Origin of the sequence: Pseudomonas sp. H11T01, from assembly GCF_048515765.1 — a bacterium.
Classification (GTDB): domain Bacteria; phylum Pseudomonadota; class Gammaproteobacteria; order Pseudomonadales; family Pseudomonadaceae; genus Aquipseudomonas.
The window spans coordinates 285,339-302,740 of record NZ_JBLYED010000006.1; the positions used below are offsets into that span (position 1 = coordinate 285,339).

Below are 17,402 nucleotides of genomic sequence, written 5' to 3' on the forward strand. Positions count from 1 at the left end.
CCCTCTTTGGAGGTAGACCTGTGGAGGCATAGGCCACGCGCTCCGCGCGCTCTACCATGACCGTCAGCGGAGGTACGCCATGCTGACCCACCCTTCAATCGTTTTAATCTTGCGCCGTCATCACCTGTTCAGCCAATTGCCGGAAAAGGTCTTCCAGGACGTCTGCGCCCTGGCCAATCTCAAACGCCTGAGCTGTCACACCACACTCATGCATCAGGGCGATCCGGCCAAGCGCTTTTTTCTGCTGGTCAGTGGTCAGATCAAACTGCACAGGGTCACGGGTGAAGGCCAGGAAAACCTGGTGGAAATCATCCACGCTGGGCAAACCTTCGCCGAAGCCTTGCTGTTCAGTCAGGCCAGACTCTACCCGGTGAGCGCCACGGCGCTGAAAGACAGCGTGCTGGTCAGTATCGAGGGCAGCCATTACCGCAACGCTCTGGAAGACCAGCCGAAAATCTGCCTGGCGATCCTCGCGAGCATGAGCATTCACTTGCACCAACGCCTCAAGGACATCGACACCTTGACCCTCGCCAACGCCAGCCGACGGGTCATCAATTTCCTGTTCCAGGAACGCGACCCGGTCAATGGCCAGATCGTCTTGCAGGTGTCCAAACGCCTGGTGGCCTCGAAACTGGGCATCCAGCCGGAGACCTTCTCGCGCATTTTGCATCGTCTGGTGGAGAGCGGCCTGATCGCCATGGAGCGGCGCCATATCCGCATCCTCGCTGAAGAGGATCTGGCCGCTTACCAACAGTAGTCAGGCCAGCCTCGGATTTGACCATGGTCAAGGCGCCATACTGCCAGCCTTGCACACTGGCAGAGTCCATCAGTGGAGAACCCTCATGCCCGACTCAACCCTGCCTTTGGTCTACTCCTGCTCCGGTTGTTCGAACGTCGCCCAACTGGCCAACACCCTGGCCTTGCGCCTGGATCGCGCCGGCCTGGCCGAAATGTCCTGCATTGTCGGTGTCGGCGGGCATGTGCCAGCACTGGTCAACAAGGCGCGCTCGGGACGGCGGATCCTCGCTCTGGATGGCTGCCCGTTGCAATGCGTCGAAGGCTGCCTGAACCAGCACGGCCTGCACGCCGATGTGCACCTGATTCTGAGCCAGCATGGATTGCGCAAACGTTATGGCGAGGATTGCACTGAGGAGCAGAATGATGAGTTGTTTGAGGAGGTTAAACAGTTGATTGGCGGGGGGGATTTTGAGGAAGAGAACCCGATGGTCGAAGCCACCGGGACGATGGCTTGAGGGTCTGGGAGGGTCTGGGAGGGTCTTGATGCAATGAAAATCCAATGTGGATCAGTGTACATCCGCAAGAGATAGGCCGGCTGCCAGGCCGTCTTCGCGAGCAAGTCGGATCGCCGCACCGCCGCTCCCACAGGGTTCAGCTGAACACCTGGGGAGCGAGTACCACGTCAGGCCAGGCTTTTACTGACCACTTCGAAGACATCACTGGAAAGTTCACCGGACGCACGAATCCGCTCCAACTCCCCCTTCATCAACGCCTGACGAGCAGCATCGTACTTGCGCCAGCGAGTCAACGGCGCCAACTGCCGCGAAGCAATCTGCGGATTGAACCCATTAAGCTCGATCACCAGATCCGCCAGGAAACGATAGCCAGAACCATCCGCCGCATGGAAGTTAATCAGGTTCTGCCCGGCAAACGCCCCCACCAACGCACGAACCTTGTTCGGGTTCTTGATGTTGAACGCAGGATGTTTCATCAACTCTTTTACACGCTGCAAACCGCCTGGCAAACCGCTGCCAGCCTGGACACTGAACCACTGATCCATGACCAAAGGGTTGTCTTTGAAGTTTTCAGCGAAGGTCGCCAAGGCCTTGGCCTTCTCTTCAACAAATGGCGAATTGACCAGTACCGCCAGCGCGGTCAGACGCTCGGTCATGTTGTCGCAAGCATCGAACTGCTCCAGGGTCGCCGCCAGAACGTGCGGCTTGCCGCTGAGCATCAAATAGGACAGCACGATGTTTTGCAGACTGCGACGGGCAAAGTGCTCGGCCTCGGCGATGTAAGCGGTCGTTTTCGACAGCTCGCGGTTGGTCTGATAACGCTGCCACAAACCGTCGAGCAGGCTGTCAGCCAATTGCTTGCGAGCGAACTCGCGAGCGGCATGGATCGCGTCCACATCAGTCACGTCGCTGATTTCGGTGAGGTAGGCTTCGCTTGGCAACGACAGCATTTCCGCGACCATCGCTTGATCCAGCGTCTCATCCGCCAGCACTGTGCGCAACGCCGTAACCAGACGTTGATCCAGTACCAACGCCGTGCCCTGCTGATGCTGAGCGATCAATTCCTGCAGCACTTGCACCGACAGTTGCTGGCCGGCTTCCCAGCGATTGAAGCCGTCGCTGTCGTGTTGCATCAGGAACATCAACTGGTCGCGATCGTACGGGAAGCTCAGTTTCACCGGCGCGGAGAAGCCGCGCAGCAAGGATGGCAACGGTTTTTCTGCGATATCGACAAAGGTGAAGGTCTGTTCTGCTTCGGTCACCGACAGTACCCGGGAGGTACCGTCAGCGGCGGCTTCACCGGCCAGACGCAGTGCAATGGCACCACCTTTGGCGTCCAGCAGGCCGAGTTCGACCGGAATCACGAACGGCAGTTTTTCAACCTTGTCCGGGGTCGCCGGGTAGCTCTGGCGGAAGGTCAGGCTGTAGGTTTTCGCGGTGCTGTCATAAGCCTCGCTGACGGCCAGACGCGGCGTGCCTGCTTGGCTGTACCAGCGTTTGAACTGAGTCAGGTCGACGCCGTTGGCATCTTCCATGGCTTTGATGAAATCGTCGCAGGTCACGGCCTGGCCGTCATGACGCTCGAAATACAGGTCGCTGCCTTTGCGCAAGCCTTCATCGCCAAGCAAGGTGCGAATCATCCGCACCACCTCCGATCCCTTTTCGTAGACCGTCAGGGTGTAGAAGTTAGAGATCTCGATAAAGCTTTCCGGGCGCACGGCGTGAGCCATGGGGCCGGCATCTTCGGCGAACTGGTGAGTGCGCAGGTAAGCCACGTCCTCGATGCGTTTAACGGTGCGCGAATTCATGTCGGCAGAGAATTCGGCGTCGCGGAACACCGTGAAGCCTTCCTTGAGCGACAGTTGGAACCAGTCGCGGCAGGTCACGCGGTTACCCGACCAGTTGTGGAAGTATTCGTGGGCGACCACGGCCTCGACCCGCTGGTGCGCAGCGTCGGTAGCGGTTTCGGCGCGGGCCAGCACGCAGCTGGAGTTGAAGATGTTGAGGCCCTTGTTCTCCATGGCACCCATGTTGAAATCGTTGACCGCAACGATCATGAAGATGTCCAGATCGTATTCGCGACCGTAAACCTCTTCGTCCCAGCGCATGGATTTCTTCAGGCTGTTCATGGCGTGCTGGCATTTGTCGATGTTTTCCGGCTCGACATAAATGCGCAGCGCAACGGAGCGTTCGGTCATGGTGGTGAAGGTATCTTCGACGCACCACAGGTCACCAGCCACCAGCGCGAACAGGTAAGCCGGTTTCATGAACGGGTCTTCCCAGGTCGCCCAGTGCCGGCCGTCTTCTGCCGGACCGCTGGCAATCGGGTTGCCGTTGGACAGCAGCACCGGATAGCTGTGCTGCTCGGCGATGACCGTCGTGGTGAATTTGCTCATCACATCCGGGCGATCGAGGTAGTAAGTGATCTTGCGGAAACCTTCAGCCTCACACTGGGTGCAGAACATGCCGCTGGATTTGTACAGGCCTTCCAGAGCGGTGTTGGTTTCCGGGTGGATCTTGACGCTGGTGTCGACGGTGAACGAAGTGCTCGTCGGATGCAGGGTCAGGTGATGCTCTGTCAACTGATAGCCGGTCAGTTGATCATCGGTGGCACTCAGGTCGCGGTCGGCCAGGGCGACCGACAGCAATTCCAGCTGCTGGCCATCCAGCACCAATGGCGGCAGCCCCCCGCCACGGGCCGGGTTGCGGCGCATCACCAGTTGCGCATGGACCAGACTGTGGTCCTCGAACAACTCGAAGGTCAGGTGCGTCTCGTCGATCAGGTACTCAGGCGCCTGATAGTCCTTCAGGTAGATCATCTTCGGTTGTTCGGTGCGCATGCTGGAGTCCTTCTACTGATGCACGGCGAGCTGGTAGGCCGTGTATTTACGAATATTGATAACGCCGGTATCGAAGATCAGGTACTGGCCCTTGATCCCCAGCAGCGTACCTTCGGCAATCGGGTTCTTGTCCAGGTTGAAGCTGACGATCTTGGCCGGGTACTGCTCGACCGGATAGCGGATTTCAATCGGTTCAACATCGTTGATCACCTGGATCGCCTGCAGGCCAAAGCGCTCCTGCAAACCCAACAGACCTTCGGCACAGCTGTCGAAAAGCTGCTCGCGAACCTGCTTGAGATCCACAGCCGTGGCATCGCCCTTGAGCAACGCACGCCAGTTGGTTTTGTCTGCCACTTGGCTGCGAAACAGGTCTTCAACGAACCCGGATTGCTGGCGAGTCGAGACACGCATAATCGGCAATGCCTGGCTCGCACCCTGATCCAGCCAGCGAGTCGGCAGCTGTGTCGCGCGGGTAATCCCGACTTTGACCCCCGACGAATTGGCCAGATAGACCACGTGATCGGTCATGCAAAATTGCTCGCCCCAAGCCGGATCGCGACAGGTGCCTGCGGCATAGTGGCAGCGCTCCGGGCTCATGATGCAGATATCGCACTGGGCCAGCTTGGTCATGCACGGGTAGCAGTAACCCTGGCTGAAACTGGTTTTGGTCTTGCGTCCGCAATGGGTGCAGTGGATCGCCCCCAGGTACTCGAGGCGCACGGTGGTGCCGATCATTGGATTGACCGGCACCTCGGTATCGCCCAAGCGAAAAGCGTATTGAACGGCCGACGCTTCGAGGCGCGCCGACATCTTGCTGATTGCACCGCGGCCAATCTCGATCAATGGATGGCATCCGACTTGAACAACAGGTTCGGTATCGGTTCCGACTTGGAGCCGCACTCTTGCGGGCCCATGTAGCCGGTACGCTCGTCCTCGGGCAGATTCTGGATTTCCCAGGCGATCATCGCTTGCAGCGTCAGTTCGCGCTGCTCGGCGGTCAGCTTGCCGCCGTCGGGCCATTTGCCGATTTCTACCGCCAGTTTCAGGTTCTGGTAGATATCCGGGGTGATGTTTTTGATCATGTCGTTAAAAGAGGACATCAGGTTCTCCGCGCTCTTTATTCATATAGCAATTTTTTAGATGGCCAGTTTACGGCGGCTGAACAAACCACCCAACAAACCGGTGAAGCATCCGACGAGCAACCCGCCGATGTGCGCCGCATTGGCAATTTCACCGAAGCCGATCATCGAGATCAGCCCGGACATACACAGCAGCAGCCACACCAGCATCATCACCAACACACCACGGGGCAGGTGATAAGCCGGGTTCGGCGACAGTAATTGATAGATCCAGCAATGCCCGAGCAGACCATAAAGGACGCCGGACAACCCGCCAAACAAGGTCGGACCGCTGAAATAATATTGGGCGTAATTGGACACCAGACTGAACAACAGCGTCAGGCCCAACAGGTTGATACTGCCCTGACGAATCTCGATGCGCCGCCCCAGTTCCCAGTACCACATGCCGTTCATGGCCAGGTGAAGGATGCCGAAGTGGATCAGCATCGGTGTCACCAACCGCCACCACTGCCCTGCAGCCAGGCTGTTATCCAGCGGCGTGAACTGTATGTACTCGCCCGCAACGTGAAATTCGAGGAAAGTCAGCCAGCGCAGGGTGTCGAGGTTGTCGCCGAGCAGCGTCACGCCACCAACGATCAGACACAGCAGCAGGATCAGCGCGGTCACCGGGCTGTGGCGCAGTTGTTCGACAAAGCCCGGGCGCATCGCGGCCTGGGTTACCGGGATATCCAACTGTTGCTCGGGATCGCCAGCCGGGAAGCGTTCGTACAGCGAGCGTACGTCCTCACTGATGCTGGCGGGCACCCACAGCACCTGCTCGCCAGCCTCTTCGCTGACCCTGTGCGGCACTTGCATGCGTTGCAGCAGTTTGACGAAACCACTCAGATCGACCGCCAACGGCAGGCGCAATACGGCAACGGCACTCATTGCACAACCTCCGGGCGTTCGACATCGACCCAGACGAATTTGCGCGGATCAAGGCGGGTTTCCTGATCCAGCCGGTAGGCGACCAGTTTGCCGTAGAGCACCGCGCTGTAGTCCAGACAGGCCAGATTCGGCCGGATCGGTGCCGGTTTGCCGCTGCGCCAGTAGTGGCCGACAAACAACAATGGCTCGTCGATGCCGTAACGCAGCAAGGTGTCTTTCTGGGTGGAAGACAGTGGCGTCTGGGCCACCGGCTCGGGTAAGGCGTCGGGTTGGAACACAATGTCTCCGTAGGTTTGCGGGTCGTCTTCCCAGAACTTGGTGCGAAAGAACGCCCGGGTCAGGCCATCGCCACTGGTCATGGTCAAGCCGTGGGGCAGACGCATGTCGGTGCCGCGCAACAGGCGATCGAACACCGTGCAAGCAAAACTGCCGGGCACGGCGGCGGCCTGGAGGAAGTGCTCATCGATCCGACCGTCGTGATGCAGCGCCCGCAACGGTTCGATCAGGCCTGCATCCCAGCAGGCATGCACCACACGGAAGCGCCCGGCGTCGACAAACAGCGGCATCTCGTAGAACCACTGAAGGAAGTCGTGCCAGTCCGCCGGGTGCTGAGCGAATTGGGTGAGGGTTTCATCGATCAGCCGCGCATGCCGTGGCGTGTGTTCACGCACGTATTGCTTGCCGCTGCCCGGTGGCGCCGGCGTGCTCCAGCCCAGCGCGTTGAACTCATGGTTGCCCATGATGCACAGCGCCTGACGGGCCTCGGTCATGTCGTGGACGATATGCAGCGCTTCGCGAATCCGCGGGCCGCGGTCGATGATGTCGCCGAGGAACACCGCCAGCCGCGAGGGATGGCGCCAGACACCGCCCACCTTGTGGTACCCGAGCCGGTCGAGCAAATGCTCAAGGGTATGAGCGCAACCGTGCACGTCACCGATCAGGTCGTAGCTACGCGCGGGATCGAGCATCAGTCGCCTCCACCACCCAACCGGCTGCCCCAGCCGAGCTTGGTCCGGCACACTTCGTAGTAGTTGTGGTCCAGAGGATGGATCAGCCGCAGTTTTTGCGCCTTCTTGCTGATGGTGATGGTGTCACCCGGCGCACAGGTGAAGTGATTCTGGCCATCACAGGAGACTTGCGGGTAAATCTGCATATCCTTGGACACGACGATTTTCAGCTCACTGTTGCCATCGACCACAATCGGCCTTCCAGACAAGGTATGGGGGTACATGGGCACGATAACAATGGCATCGAGTTTGGGATGCATGATCGGTCCGCCTGCCGATAGCGCATAAGCGGTCGAACCGGTCGGCGTCGCGATGATCAGGCCGTCGGCCTTCTGGCTGCAGACGAACTGGCCGTCGATGTACAGCTCGAACTCGATCATCCGCGTCGACTTGCCGGGGTGCAGCACGACGTCGTTCAGCGCATCGCCCTGGCCTATGGCCTCGGCGTGGCGGCGGACTTCGGCTTGCAGCAGGAAGCGGTTTTCCACCAGATAATGGCCGTCGAGCACTTCGGCGACTTTGACTTCCAGCTCGTCGGGACGGATATCGGTCAAAAAGCCCAGGCTGCCACGGTTGATACCCAGCACCGGCACGTTATGCCGCGCCAGCGCCCGGGCAGCGCCCAACAGGCTGCCGTCACCGCCGACGACAATGACCATGTCGCAGACTTCACCAAGCATCTTGCGGGACGACGTTTGCAAACCATGGCCCGGGAGGACTTCGGCGATGGTGTCTTCGAGGATCACATGCAGGTGCCGCTCGAGCAGAAACCTTTTCAGTCGGCGAACCGTGTCGAGTACCTGGGAACTGCCCAGGCGACCGATGATGCCGATATTACGAAATTGCTCCATGGGGTTCCTGCGAAGTTCTGGGACGGGCGAAAAAGTCGATTATGGGCGAAACCTGGCCGCAGACAAAACCCTTTCCGTAAGGGGCTGCTCTTGACGACGCAACCGTCATTTATCGAGAACACACCCTTATAGGCTATGCTCGCAGAATGATACTGTTTCCTGGCTTGCTCAACCTACCCCGCCAGTTGCGCCATCCCGAAGTGCGCGACCTGGCTTGGGTCATCCTCGCGCCGCCGATGCTCAGCGAAACGCCTTGGCCGCAGCGCCATCCTCTGGCGGGCAGCGATTGGGTGCAGGCTCCCGAACAACTGGCGCTGTGGCTCAAAGGGCTTGATCAAGACAGCAGCCCGTTGCGGCACTGGCTGGCTCTGGGCCCGACCCGGCGTCTGGGCCTGTATTACGAACGCCTGTGGCAATTCGCCGTGCAGCACGCGCCGGGTATCGAATTGATCGCCGCCAATTTGCCGATCCGCCGCGAAGGCCACACCCTTGGCGAACTGGACATGCTGCTGCGCGATCGCGACGGCGTGCACCATCTGGAACTGGCGATCAAACTCTATCTGGGGCCGCAAAACGGTGACGGCCGTGATTCTGCGCAGTGGCTCGGCCCCGGCTGTCATGACCGTCTGGACCGCAAACTGGCGCATCTCAGCCAGCATCAATTACCGATCTCCGCCCGCCCCGAAAGCCGCGAAGCGCTGGCGGCCCTGGACATTCTGCACTTCAGCGCGCAGTTGTGGCTGGGGGGCTATCTGCTTTATCCCTGGCCGGGCAAGGCTCAGTCACCGACTGGCGCGCACCCGCAACATTTGAACGGCAGCTGGTTGCACCAGCGTGACTGGGCGACATTTGTCGTTCAAAGGCCGCCGGGGCGCTGGCAACCCCTGCCCCGTCATGCCTGGCTGGCGCCGGCGTATTACCCTGCCGACCAGACGTGGGACACCGCCCGGCTGGATGCCTGGCTGGTCGATCTGGATCCGCAGGCACCGGCGCAGCTGCTGGTGCGCTTGACGGAAAACCCCGTGGGTGACTGGGAAGAAGCCGAGCGGCTGTTTCTGGTGGCCGATCTTTGGCCGAATGTGCCGGGTACAGGTTGAATTTGTTGTGTTGTTGAAGGCCTCATCGCGAGCAATCGAGCGTCGACCGGCTGCTCCCACATTGGATCTGCGTCGTAGCACGATTTAGTGAACAACACAGGTCAAGTGTGGGAGCGACGGTGCGGCGATCCGACCTGCTCGCGATGGAGGCGACTCGGTCTAAGGGATACCCACCGCCAACAACGCCATACGCTTCAGACCTTCTTGTGCTGCTCGACCCAAACCCCGTAGGCATTGATAAACTTCTGCAAGAACGGTCGGACAGCCTCTGAAGGCTTGCCCGCTTCGTCGAATGCAGAGCCTGCACCGCTCAAATAGGCTTCGGGCTGCTGCATGCACGGCACGTCGAGGAACACCATGGACTGGCGCAGGTGGTGATTGGCGCCAAATCCGCCGACAGCCCCCGGTGAAGCGCTAATCACCGCGCCCGGCTTGCCGCTCCAGGCGCTTTTGCCATAAGGGCGGGAACCAACGTCAATCGCATTCTTCAATACCCCCGGCACGGAGCGGTTATATTCCGGGGTCACGAACAACACTGCGTCGGATGAACTCACCTGTTGACGGAAAGTGCTGTAGGCTGCCGGCGGTGACGCATCAATGTCTTCGTTGTAGAGCGGCAAATCACCGATTTCGATAATGTTCAGCTTGAGATTGGCGGGTGCCAGGTCTGCCAATGCCAGCGCGACCTTCCGGTTGATCGACTCCTTTCTCAAGCTGCCGACCAGAACTGCAATCGTGTAGACGTTGCTCATTGAGGGATTCCCGACTGTCTGGCTATAGGAGCCTGTAGTTATAGATGATTCGAGCGGCATCACAACCCATGCGCTTCGAGGAATCGGTCCTCACGACTATTTTTTTCCACTATGAAAACTTACCCCGCCCAACTACGGTCTACAGAACCGCAAATTGAGTGATTTATCTCCAGAGGTTCTAAGCAGATGGCAGCAGTACTCGTCGGACAATTCCATGCAAGAGACGCGGAAGGCCGTGTTTATTCAGTGCATGAGTTCCAGGAATCCACCCCGTCGCAAGACGGCATAACCGGCTCGGAGCCTGTTACTACCTATCGCCTGGCCATTGGCGATCGGGTCGATAAAGTGACTGATAACGAATTTACGTTGAAACAATCCGGCGTCACCATCACTCGCGAACCCCCAACACACGTCGCTTCATAACCCCGTGTTATGAGCAGAAGTCATATGCGCGGACTTGGGTTAGGATTCAGTCACTGAATCCCTCACCCGCCGGACATGGACTTCACGCATGCGTTTACGTCATATCGAAGTGATCCAGGCGCTGCTGCAAACCAGTCATCTGGGCACTGCTGCCGAGTTGCTGCAATTGCCGGTGGCCGAGGTCGAAGCGATCCTTCGCGATGCCGAGGATCGACTCGGTTTCATGTTGTTCGCCAGCGTGCGCGGGCGGCTGCAAGCCACTCGCGAAGCACGGGAGCTGCAAGTCGGGATCGCCCGTGTATACGAAGCGTTTGAGCCTGTGCAGCGATTGGCCAGCAGCCTGAAGCACTATCAGGCGCCGCCTTTGCGGATCATCTGCACGCCCCCGCTTGCGCAGCAATTACTGCCGCACAGCATTGCGACCCTGCGCCGACATTTTCCCGATGCGCCCTGCAATCTTTCCAGCCAACCCACCCGCGACATCGTCAAAAGCCTGTTGTTACGGGAAAGCGATCTGGGCTTGAGCCTGCACAATCCCGACCAAGGCGATATCCACTGCCAGGTGCTGGCTCAGGGCAAACTGCAACTGCTGGCCCCCCATGGCTGGCTGCAACCCAAACAGAAATATATTTCCGTGCAAGACCTGGCCGGCCAGTCGATGGTTGGTCTGGAAGGTCATGACCCGCTCAGTGTGATGCTCGACAGCAAGCTGCAAGCCTTGCGCCCGGCCCCGATGATCCATATTCGGGTACAGACCTACCAGATGATGCGCAGCATGGTCGAGGCAGGGGAAGGACTGGCCATCGTCGACCCCTTTACCGCCATCGGCGCAAGAGCCGGCGGCCTGGACGTGTGTCCACTGTCACCGCCGGTACCCATCACACTGTATTCGCTCTCGCTCAAGAACAGCGCGCCCTCGCCCGCCCTGCAGGCACTGCTGGAGATTGTCACGGAAAAAGCCGAGGCGATGCTGGCGGGTTGATTGCCCGCTTAATCCGGCGAACGCTCCTCCAGCGGACAGTCGAACAACCGATACCAGAAAATCGCGATCTCAGACGTTTGCGGATCGATCCCGCGATAGCGCAGATGATCGATCCCTCCGATGACGTAACCGCAGCGCTCGTAAAGCCGACAAGCGCCCAGATTATTGTTCTGGGTTTCCAGCATGATGCCCGGCAAGTTCTTCTTGCGACTCCAGAACTGCGCGACGTCCAGTAATGCCTTGGCCACGCCGTGTCGGCGCGCCGGCGCATGCACCGCCAGCTCGTCGATATGGGCAAAACCGTTCCAGTTGGTGCTGACCACCACATGCCCCACTGGCTGATCATCGAGATAAGCCATGAAAATAGCGCTGTCAGCGGCGTCGCGGTAACTGTTGAACTCTTGCGGGTCGATGCCATAACACTTGCGATAAGGCGCAATCTTCTCCACCGGCCATTGGTCGACGCTTTGACCCACTTGCGCCGCCGCGTAGGTACTGACCTCAAAACTGAAATCACTGCCCCAGATATAGGTCGCGAAACCATCATCGGCAACCCGCACGGCTAAACCAGGGTATTTGGGATTCATGACTGGCTGCATGGCAGGAAACGTCCTCAAACCTTGATGCAATCGACGGTGTAGCAACGCCCATTGCCTTGATCTTCGTGCTGCAAACCATGCACGTCCGCGACAAAGCCGGGGAAAGTGCTGTCGAAGGTGCGGGCGAACGCCAGGTAATCGATGATCGAACGGGTCGACTCGGTGAAACGCTCGCCAGGCATGATCAGCGGAATGCCCGGTGGATACGGTACCAGCATCACCGCAGCGATCCGCCCGTCGAGGGCGTCGATGGAGACCGCTTCAACCTCGCCTCGTACCAGTTGATCATAGGCGTCTGCGGGCTTCATGGAAATTTCCGGGAGCACGGTGTACATGCGTTTGAGGTGTTTGGCCGTGGCGTTGCTGCGATAACAGGCGTGCAACTGGTCACACAGATCTCGCAGACCCATGCCCTTATAACGGACAACGTCTTGCTTCGCCACGCACGGCAGGCAGGTTGCGAGGCTGACGTTGGCGTCGTAGTTACGTTTGAACTCCAGCAACTCGGTGAGCAGCGTGCTCCACTTGCCTTTGGTGATACCCATCGAGAACAGCACCAGAAATGAATACAGACCGGTTTTTTCCACCACCAGCCCGCGTTCCCACAGGAACTTGCTGACCACCGCGGCCGGAATGCCGCGCTCGCTCAACGCCCCGCCGGCGGTCAGCCCCGGCATGACCAGCGTGACCTTGATCGGATCGAGCAGCACGTAATCTTCGACAATGTCGCCGAAACCGTGCCAGTCCGCCTCAGGCTCAAGCAGCCAGTCAGAGGTGGTGACCCGATCGATACCTTCAACCGACGGCGGCTGCCAGATCGAGAACCACCAGTCATCGGCGGCGATATGCTGACGCAGATTAGCCAGAGCACGGCGAAAACTCAGTGCCTCATCGAACATTTCCTGCAACAGCGAACGGCCCGTCGTGCCTTCCATCATTGCTGAAGCGACGTCCAGCGAGGCGATGATGCTGTACTGCGGCGAAGTGGAAATATGCATCATGAACGCTTCGTTGAAGCGATCACGGTCCAGTTGCCGCGCACCACCGTCCTGCACATGGATCATCGATGCCTGACTGAAAGCCGCCAGCAATTTGTGTGTGGAATGGGTGGTGAACACCAAAGGGCTATCGGCCGTGCGCGAAGTGCCCATGCCGTAACGTCCGGCGAAAAACTCGTGAAACGCCGCGTAGGCGTACCAGGCCTCGTCGAAGTGCAGCACCTCGACGCTATTACCCAGGGTCTGCTTGATCAGCTCAGCGTTGTAGCACAGGCCGTCGTAGGTGGAGTTGGTGACCACCGCCAGCTTGACCTTGGGCGGCCGGCCTTTAGTCAACGGGCTGGCATCAATCTTGGCCTTGATCGACTCCGGGCTGAATTCGCTCAGCGGGATCGGCCCGATGATGCCCAGCTCATTGCGCTCCGGGCACAGGTACAGTGGAATGGCGCCGGTCATGATGATCGAATGCAAAACCGATTTGTGGCAATTGCGGTCCACCAACACCAGATCGTCGCGTCCGACCATCGAGTGCCAGACAATTTTGTTGGCGGTTGAGGTGCCATTGATCACGAAGAAGGTGTGATCGGCGCCAAAATTACGGGCAGCGCGAGCCTCTGCTTCAGCCAATGGGCCGGTGTGATCGAGCAGCGAACCCAATTCCGGCACCGAGACTGACAGATCCGAGCGCAGGGTATTTTCCCCGAAAAACTGATGGAACGCCTGCCCCACCGGACTCTTGTGATAGGCCACGCCACCGCCGTGACCGGGGGTATGCCAGGAGTAATTGGAGTCTGCGGTGTGTTGCACCAGTGCTTTGAAAAACGGCGGCAACAGGCCATCAAGGTAGTTGCGAGCTGCCCGTGCCACTTGCCGCGCCAGGAACGGCACGGTGTCTTCGAACAGATAGAGAATGCCGCGCAGCTGATTGAGCTCGCTCATGGCGTCGGCCGGTGCATTTTCCAGGGTCACCTGCTCGCCCAAGGCGAAGATTGGCAGGTTCGGCGCACGGACACGGGCCAGACGGATCAGCTCGGCCATGTTCTGCAGCAAATGGGTATTTTCTCTGGCGTCTTCGGCCGCAATCAGCATGCAGGCCAGGCCGTGGTGAGTCGAGGCAACCAATCGTCCCTCGGTGTAATCCACAGCAGAAACAATACTGAAGCCTTCCTGCTCCAGCTCCCGGGCGATCCCGCGGACCCGATCACCGGCGACGGTGTCGGCCTTGATGTCGCGGTGCACGATAAGGACGGGGAATTTCAAGTCTTTATACATGGGGCCTGGTGTCCTGAGGCGGCAGACCGAGGCCTGCCAATGTCCTCAGGGTAGAGGGTTGAGACCTCTGTGGCGAGGGAGCTTGCTCCCGCTCGGGTGCGCAGCAGCCGCAAAACCTGTGAATGCGGTGTGCCTGACGAAATGTGATTGCAGGTTTTAGGGCCGCTTCGCGACCCAGCGGGAGCAAGCTCCCTCGCCACAAGGGCACCCTCATTAGCCAATGAAGGTTAGCCCTTGGCCTCAGCCAGCTGCACCCAAAGCGCAGGAGCGCCGGCAGATTTGGCGATAGCTTCCATCCGCGCCACGTGTTCGGCCAGGTCATTTTCACTGGCACGAATGATCCGGGTCGGCTGACGATCGGCAGGCAAACGACGAATCTCGCTGGCGCGGTTGCCCGAACCTTCGCCCGAACCGTTGCCGTCCGAGGCATTGCCGGCCAGGGAAAGGCTGGTCTGGCCACCGGTCATGGTCAGGTAGACGTCGGCGAGGATCTCGGAGTCGAGCAAGGCGCCGTGCAGCTCACGGCCGGAGTTGTCGACGCCATAGCGTTTGCACAAGGCATCGAGGCTGTTGCGCTGCCCGGGGTGACGCTCACGAGCCATCATCAGGGTGTCGAGGATCGTGCAGTGCTGAGTGATATCAGCCCGATCCTTCTGACCCATCAGGGCGAATTCATTGTTGATGAAGCCGACGTCGAACGCCGCGTTATGGATGATCAGTTGCGCGCCTTTGATGAACTCGAAGAATTCTTCGGCCACTTCGGCGAAACGCGGTTTTCCCACCAGGAATTCGTTGGTGATGCCGTGGACGCCGATGGCGCCCTCATCACTTTCCCGGTCAGGCTGCAGATAAACATGGAAATGCCGACCGGTCAGGCGCCGACCGATCAACTCGACACAACCGATTTCGACAATCCGGTGGCCGTCGGTCACCGGCATGCCGGTGGTTTCGGTATCGAGTACAACGGATCTGTTGGCCATCAGGGGTAGCTCTCAACGGTTCATCTTCAAAGCGCGCGATTTTAGCACGCTGTAGTCGCTGGCGAAGCCTGCGTTCGCCTCGCAGCAAGCCTGTTTACCAGTGCCGTGCAGCCGAACCATCAGGACTGCTTGTAGCCACGCACTTCATCAACGCCACGGTTGGCCAATTGGTCGGCGCGCTCGTTGCCGTGATGGCCGATATGCCCGCGAACCCATTTCCAGGTGACGTTATGGCGATTAACCTGCTCATCGAGCATCTTCCACAGGTCAGCGTTCTTCACCGGCTCCTTCGCAGCAGTTTTCCAGCCGCGTTTCTTCCAGTTGTCCATCCATTCGTTGATGCCTTTCATCACGTATTGCGAGTCAGTGACCAGCAGCACGTCGCAAGAGCGTTTGAGCTCTTCCAGACCACGAATCGCACCCATCAGCTCCATGCGGTTGTTAGTGGTATTGGCTTCGCCACCCCAGAGTTCTTTTTCAACGCCCTTGCACACCAGCAATGCGCCCCAGCCGCCTGGGCCGGGGTTGCCCTTACAGGCGCCGTCGGTGAAAAGTTCTACGCTATCGCTATCGCTCATGCCAACCTATCCAGAAAATGCGTGTGACTTGCCGATCGTTGACCGACAACGCCCAAGGCCGGGCAAGCCCGGCCGGCCAATATAATATTAAAGAGAAAGAGAGTTTTACGGCTCGATGTGGCGACGATTGACCTTGGCCATTGGCAACGGAATCAGCTTGCCCATTGGCTCGCGCCGAACCTGACGCACCGGCCTCAAGCCGACTACAATCTTGCGCGCCACCAGTAAATAGAAGCCGCCGCCGGACAACTGCCAGTCGCCGGCCTTGCGCTCCCAACCGGCCAGGCGGGCCTGCCAGGCGGGTGACGCAAGCGGCGGACGATAGCACCCGAAGCGGCGTTTCTCCAGTGCAAAGCCCAGCAGGTTCAGCCAGTCGCCGACCCGCGAAGGTGAAATGCAGCGGGCCTTGCGCAGCGCGTCATGGGCAAACACATGGCGCAAACCCCAGCTGCTCCAGGGGTTGATGCCGACAATCAGCAAATGCCCGCCGGGCCGAACGCTGCTGGCGGCCTCGCGAAGCAAGCCATGGGGCGACAGGCAGAAATCCAGGCCATGCTGCAACACCACCACGTCAGCAGCATGCTCACTGAGGGGCCAGGCCTGCTCCTCGCAGACGATCTCCACCCCCGGCAGCGGCGCACCGAGCCGGACATTACGTTGCACCTGCGGCGCCGAGGGCGGTGTTTCGGCCGAAGGACCGTAATGCACGAGGTAGCCGCCAAAGAACCGGCCCAGCTCGTCTTCGAGCATGCGCCGCTCCTCACCCAGCAAAAATTGCCCGATGGGACCTGCCAGCCACTCACGGGCCGCGCTGATCAATGCCAGCCAGTCAGGATCAGCCTGAGCGAACGCTTTATCGGTCATTGCATTCTCCAACTCGCCAAGAAGTTCTAAGATGCGCCATTGTTTTCCGCTTGGCGAATCCGACGATGATACAGATCAGTGCCCTGCCCGCCTTCACCGACAACTACATTTGGCTGCTACAAGATCACAGCACCCTGCGTTGCGCCGTGGTCGACCCGGGCGATGCCGCACCCGTGAAGGCGTGGCTTGCGCGGCACCCGGAGTGGACGCTCAGCGACATTCTGGTCACACACCATCACCATGATCATGTCGGCGGCGTCGAGCAGCTGAAAAAGCTTTCGGGCGCCAAGGTCTACGGTCCGGCGAGTGAAAACATTCCGGCACGCGATGTCGCCCTGAACGACAACGACCGTATTAGCGTACTCGGGTGGGAATTCGAAGTGTTAGCCGTTCCTGGTCATACCTTGGGACATATCGCTTTTTATCATCATGGCGTGCTGTTCTGTGGCGACACGCTGTTCGCAGCCGGTTGCGGGCGTCTGTTTGAAGGCACCCCCGAGCAGATGCACACCTCATTGACACGTCTGTCGGCCTTGCCTGAAGACACGCTGGTGTACTGCACCCACGAATACACCCTGAGCAATCTGCGCTTCGCCCAAGCGGTCGAACCGAGCAACCCGGACATCGCCGAACGTTTGGCGAAAGTTACTCAACTGCGCGAAGCCGCAAGAATGACGCTACCCTCGACCCTGGCCCTGGAAAAGCTTACCAACCCTTTCCTGCGTACTGGCGAAACATCTGTTAAACAAAAAGCGGACGAACGGAATGGTCTTGATAACCGGGGTCCGAGTACGGTCTTTGCTGCCTTGCGGGCTTGGAAAGATAAGTTCTAAGTAGGGCCACTATTGATACGAAAATTCTGAATGGTTGACCGCACCCAGTGTGCTTTCTAGAATCGCC

18 protein-coding genes are annotated in these 17,402 nt (G+C 59.3%); 6 read left to right on the forward strand and 12 right to left on the reverse strand.

The features are described 5' to 3' along the window. Nucleotides 1–79 precede the first annotated feature (79 nt). Together ACN1C3_RS10785 and ACN1C3_RS10790 are read left to right on the forward strand one after the other, a co-directional pair. A complete protein-coding gene (locus ACN1C3_RS10785) occupies nucleotides 80–757 on the forward strand; it encodes a Crp/Fnr family transcriptional regulator (RefSeq protein ID WP_419115788.1) in 678 nt (225 codons plus the stop codon). A gap of 85 nt (nucleotides 758–842) precedes the next feature. Beyond that, nucleotides 843–1,253 (forward strand): putative zinc-binding protein, encoded by a 411-nt coding sequence (locus tag ACN1C3_RS10790; protein ID WP_419115789.1) that lies wholly within the window; start codon nucleotides 843–845, stop codon nucleotides 1,251–1,253. Between the two features lie 167 nt (nucleotides 1,254–1,420). On the opposite strand, the gene pepN is transcribed toward ACN1C3_RS10790, so the two are convergent. From pepN to ACN1C3_RS10820, 6 genes are read right to left on the reverse strand one after another with little or no spacing between them, the layout of a single operon-like run. Then, on the reverse strand, nucleotides 1,421–4,093 hold the full coding sequence (gene pepN, locus ACN1C3_RS10795; protein WP_419115790.1) for an aminopeptidase N: 2,673 nt from the start codon (nucleotides 4,091–4,093) through the stop codon (nucleotides 1,421–1,423). Between the two features lie 12 nt (nucleotides 4,094–4,105). Then, complete coding sequence (locus ACN1C3_RS10800; protein WP_419115791.1) at nucleotides 4,106–4,936, reverse strand: DUF2797 domain-containing protein; 831 nt, start codon at nucleotides 4,934–4,936, stop codon at nucleotides 4,106–4,108. After that, nucleotides 4,933–5,193: a YeaC family protein gene (locus ACN1C3_RS10805; protein ID WP_419115792.1), complete on the reverse strand. Its 261-nt coding sequence runs from the start codon at nucleotides 5,191–5,193 to the stop codon at nucleotides 4,933–4,935. Before ACN1C3_RS10805 ends, ACN1C3_RS10800 begins: the two co-directional genes overlap by 4 nt. A 36-nt stretch (nucleotides 5,194–5,229) precedes the next feature. Beyond that, nucleotides 5,230–6,099: a rhomboid family intramembrane serine protease gene (locus tag ACN1C3_RS10810; protein ID WP_419115793.1), complete on the reverse strand. Its 870-nt coding sequence runs from the start codon at nucleotides 6,097–6,099 to the stop codon at nucleotides 5,230–5,232. Next, nucleotides 6,096–7,070, reverse strand: coding sequence for a metallophosphoesterase (locus ACN1C3_RS10815; RefSeq protein ID WP_419115839.1), 975 nt, complete (start codon nucleotides 7,068–7,070; stop codon nucleotides 6,096–6,098). The genes ACN1C3_RS10810 and ACN1C3_RS10815 overlap by 4 nt, the downstream gene beginning before the upstream one ends. Next, nucleotides 7,067–7,957 carry an NAD(+) kinase gene (locus ACN1C3_RS10820; protein WP_419115794.1) on the reverse strand — a complete coding sequence of 297 codons (891 nt, stop codon included), beginning with the start codon at nucleotides 7,955–7,957 and terminating at the stop codon, nucleotides 7,067–7,069. The genes ACN1C3_RS10815 and ACN1C3_RS10820 overlap by 4 nt, the downstream gene beginning before the upstream one ends. Before the next feature lie 146 nt (nucleotides 7,958–8,103). Between ACN1C3_RS10820 and ACN1C3_RS10825 the strand changes: the two genes are divergently transcribed. After that, entirely contained in the window at nucleotides 8,104–9,054 is a 951-nt protein-coding gene (locus tag ACN1C3_RS10825) for a DUF1853 family protein (RefSeq protein ID WP_419115795.1), read from the forward strand. A gap of 194 nt (nucleotides 9,055–9,248) precedes the next feature. Here ACN1C3_RS10825 and ACN1C3_RS10830 read toward each other — a convergent pair whose 3' ends face one another. Continuing rightward, entirely contained in the window at nucleotides 9,249–9,806 is a 558-nt protein-coding gene (locus ACN1C3_RS10830) for an NADPH-dependent FMN reductase (RefSeq protein WP_419115796.1), read from the reverse strand. Between the two features lie 186 nt (nucleotides 9,807–9,992). On the opposite strand from ACN1C3_RS10830, the gene ACN1C3_RS10835 reads away from it, so the two are divergent. Both ACN1C3_RS10835 and ACN1C3_RS10840 read left to right on the forward strand, forming a co-directional pair. Further along, nucleotides 9,993–10,229 carry a hypothetical protein gene (locus tag ACN1C3_RS10835; RefSeq protein WP_419115797.1) on the forward strand — a complete coding sequence of 79 codons (237 nt, stop codon included), beginning with the start codon at nucleotides 9,993–9,995 and terminating at the stop codon, nucleotides 10,227–10,229. An 88-nt stretch (nucleotides 10,230–10,317) separates the two neighbouring features. Beyond that, nucleotides 10,318–11,211: a LysR substrate-binding domain-containing protein gene (locus ACN1C3_RS10840; RefSeq protein ID WP_419115798.1), complete on the forward strand. Its 894-nt coding sequence runs from the start codon at nucleotides 10,318–10,320 to the stop codon at nucleotides 11,209–11,211. A gap of 8 nt (nucleotides 11,212–11,219) precedes the next feature. Here ACN1C3_RS10840 and ACN1C3_RS10845 read toward each other — a convergent pair whose 3' ends face one another. The 5 genes from ACN1C3_RS10845 to ACN1C3_RS10865 all read right to left on the reverse strand — a co-directional run bounded on the left by ACN1C3_RS10845 (nucleotide 11,220) and on the right by ACN1C3_RS10865 (nucleotide 16,502). Beyond that, nucleotides 11,220–11,810, reverse strand: coding sequence for a GNAT family N-acetyltransferase (locus tag ACN1C3_RS10845; RefSeq protein ID WP_419115799.1), 591 nt, complete (start codon nucleotides 11,808–11,810; stop codon nucleotides 11,220–11,222). A 14-nt stretch (nucleotides 11,811–11,824) separates the two neighbouring features. Continuing rightward, the gene (locus ACN1C3_RS10850; protein ID WP_419115800.1) at nucleotides 11,825–14,080 is read right to left on the reverse strand and encodes an Orn/Lys/Arg decarboxylase N-terminal domain-containing protein; all 2,256 of its coding nucleotides are present in this window, start codon (nucleotides 14,078–14,080) and stop codon (nucleotides 11,825–11,827) included. Between the two features lie 227 nt (nucleotides 14,081–14,307). Then, nucleotides 14,308–15,060, reverse strand: a complete 753-nt coding sequence (gene dnaQ / locus ACN1C3_RS10855; RefSeq protein WP_419115801.1) for a DNA polymerase III subunit epsilon — start codon at nucleotides 15,058–15,060, stop codon at nucleotides 14,308–14,310. 119 nt (nucleotides 15,061–15,179) lie between these two features. Continuing rightward, on the reverse strand, nucleotides 15,180–15,638 hold the full coding sequence (gene rnhA / locus ACN1C3_RS10860; protein ID WP_419115802.1) for a ribonuclease HI: 459 nt from the start codon (nucleotides 15,636–15,638) through the stop codon (nucleotides 15,180–15,182). 105 nt (nucleotides 15,639–15,743) lie between these two features. Beyond that, nucleotides 15,744–16,502 (reverse strand): methyltransferase domain-containing protein, encoded by a 759-nt coding sequence (locus ACN1C3_RS10865; RefSeq protein ID WP_419115803.1) that lies wholly within the window; start codon nucleotides 16,500–16,502, stop codon nucleotides 15,744–15,746. A 65-nt stretch (nucleotides 16,503–16,567) separates the two neighbouring features. Here ACN1C3_RS10865 and gloB point away from each other — a divergent pair, with 65 nt between their 5' ends. Then, a complete protein-coding gene (gene gloB / locus ACN1C3_RS10870) occupies nucleotides 16,568–17,335 on the forward strand; it encodes a hydroxyacylglutathione hydrolase (RefSeq protein ID WP_419115840.1) in 768 nt (255 codons plus the stop codon). The last annotated feature ends 67 nt before the right edge of the window (nucleotides 17,336–17,402 follow it).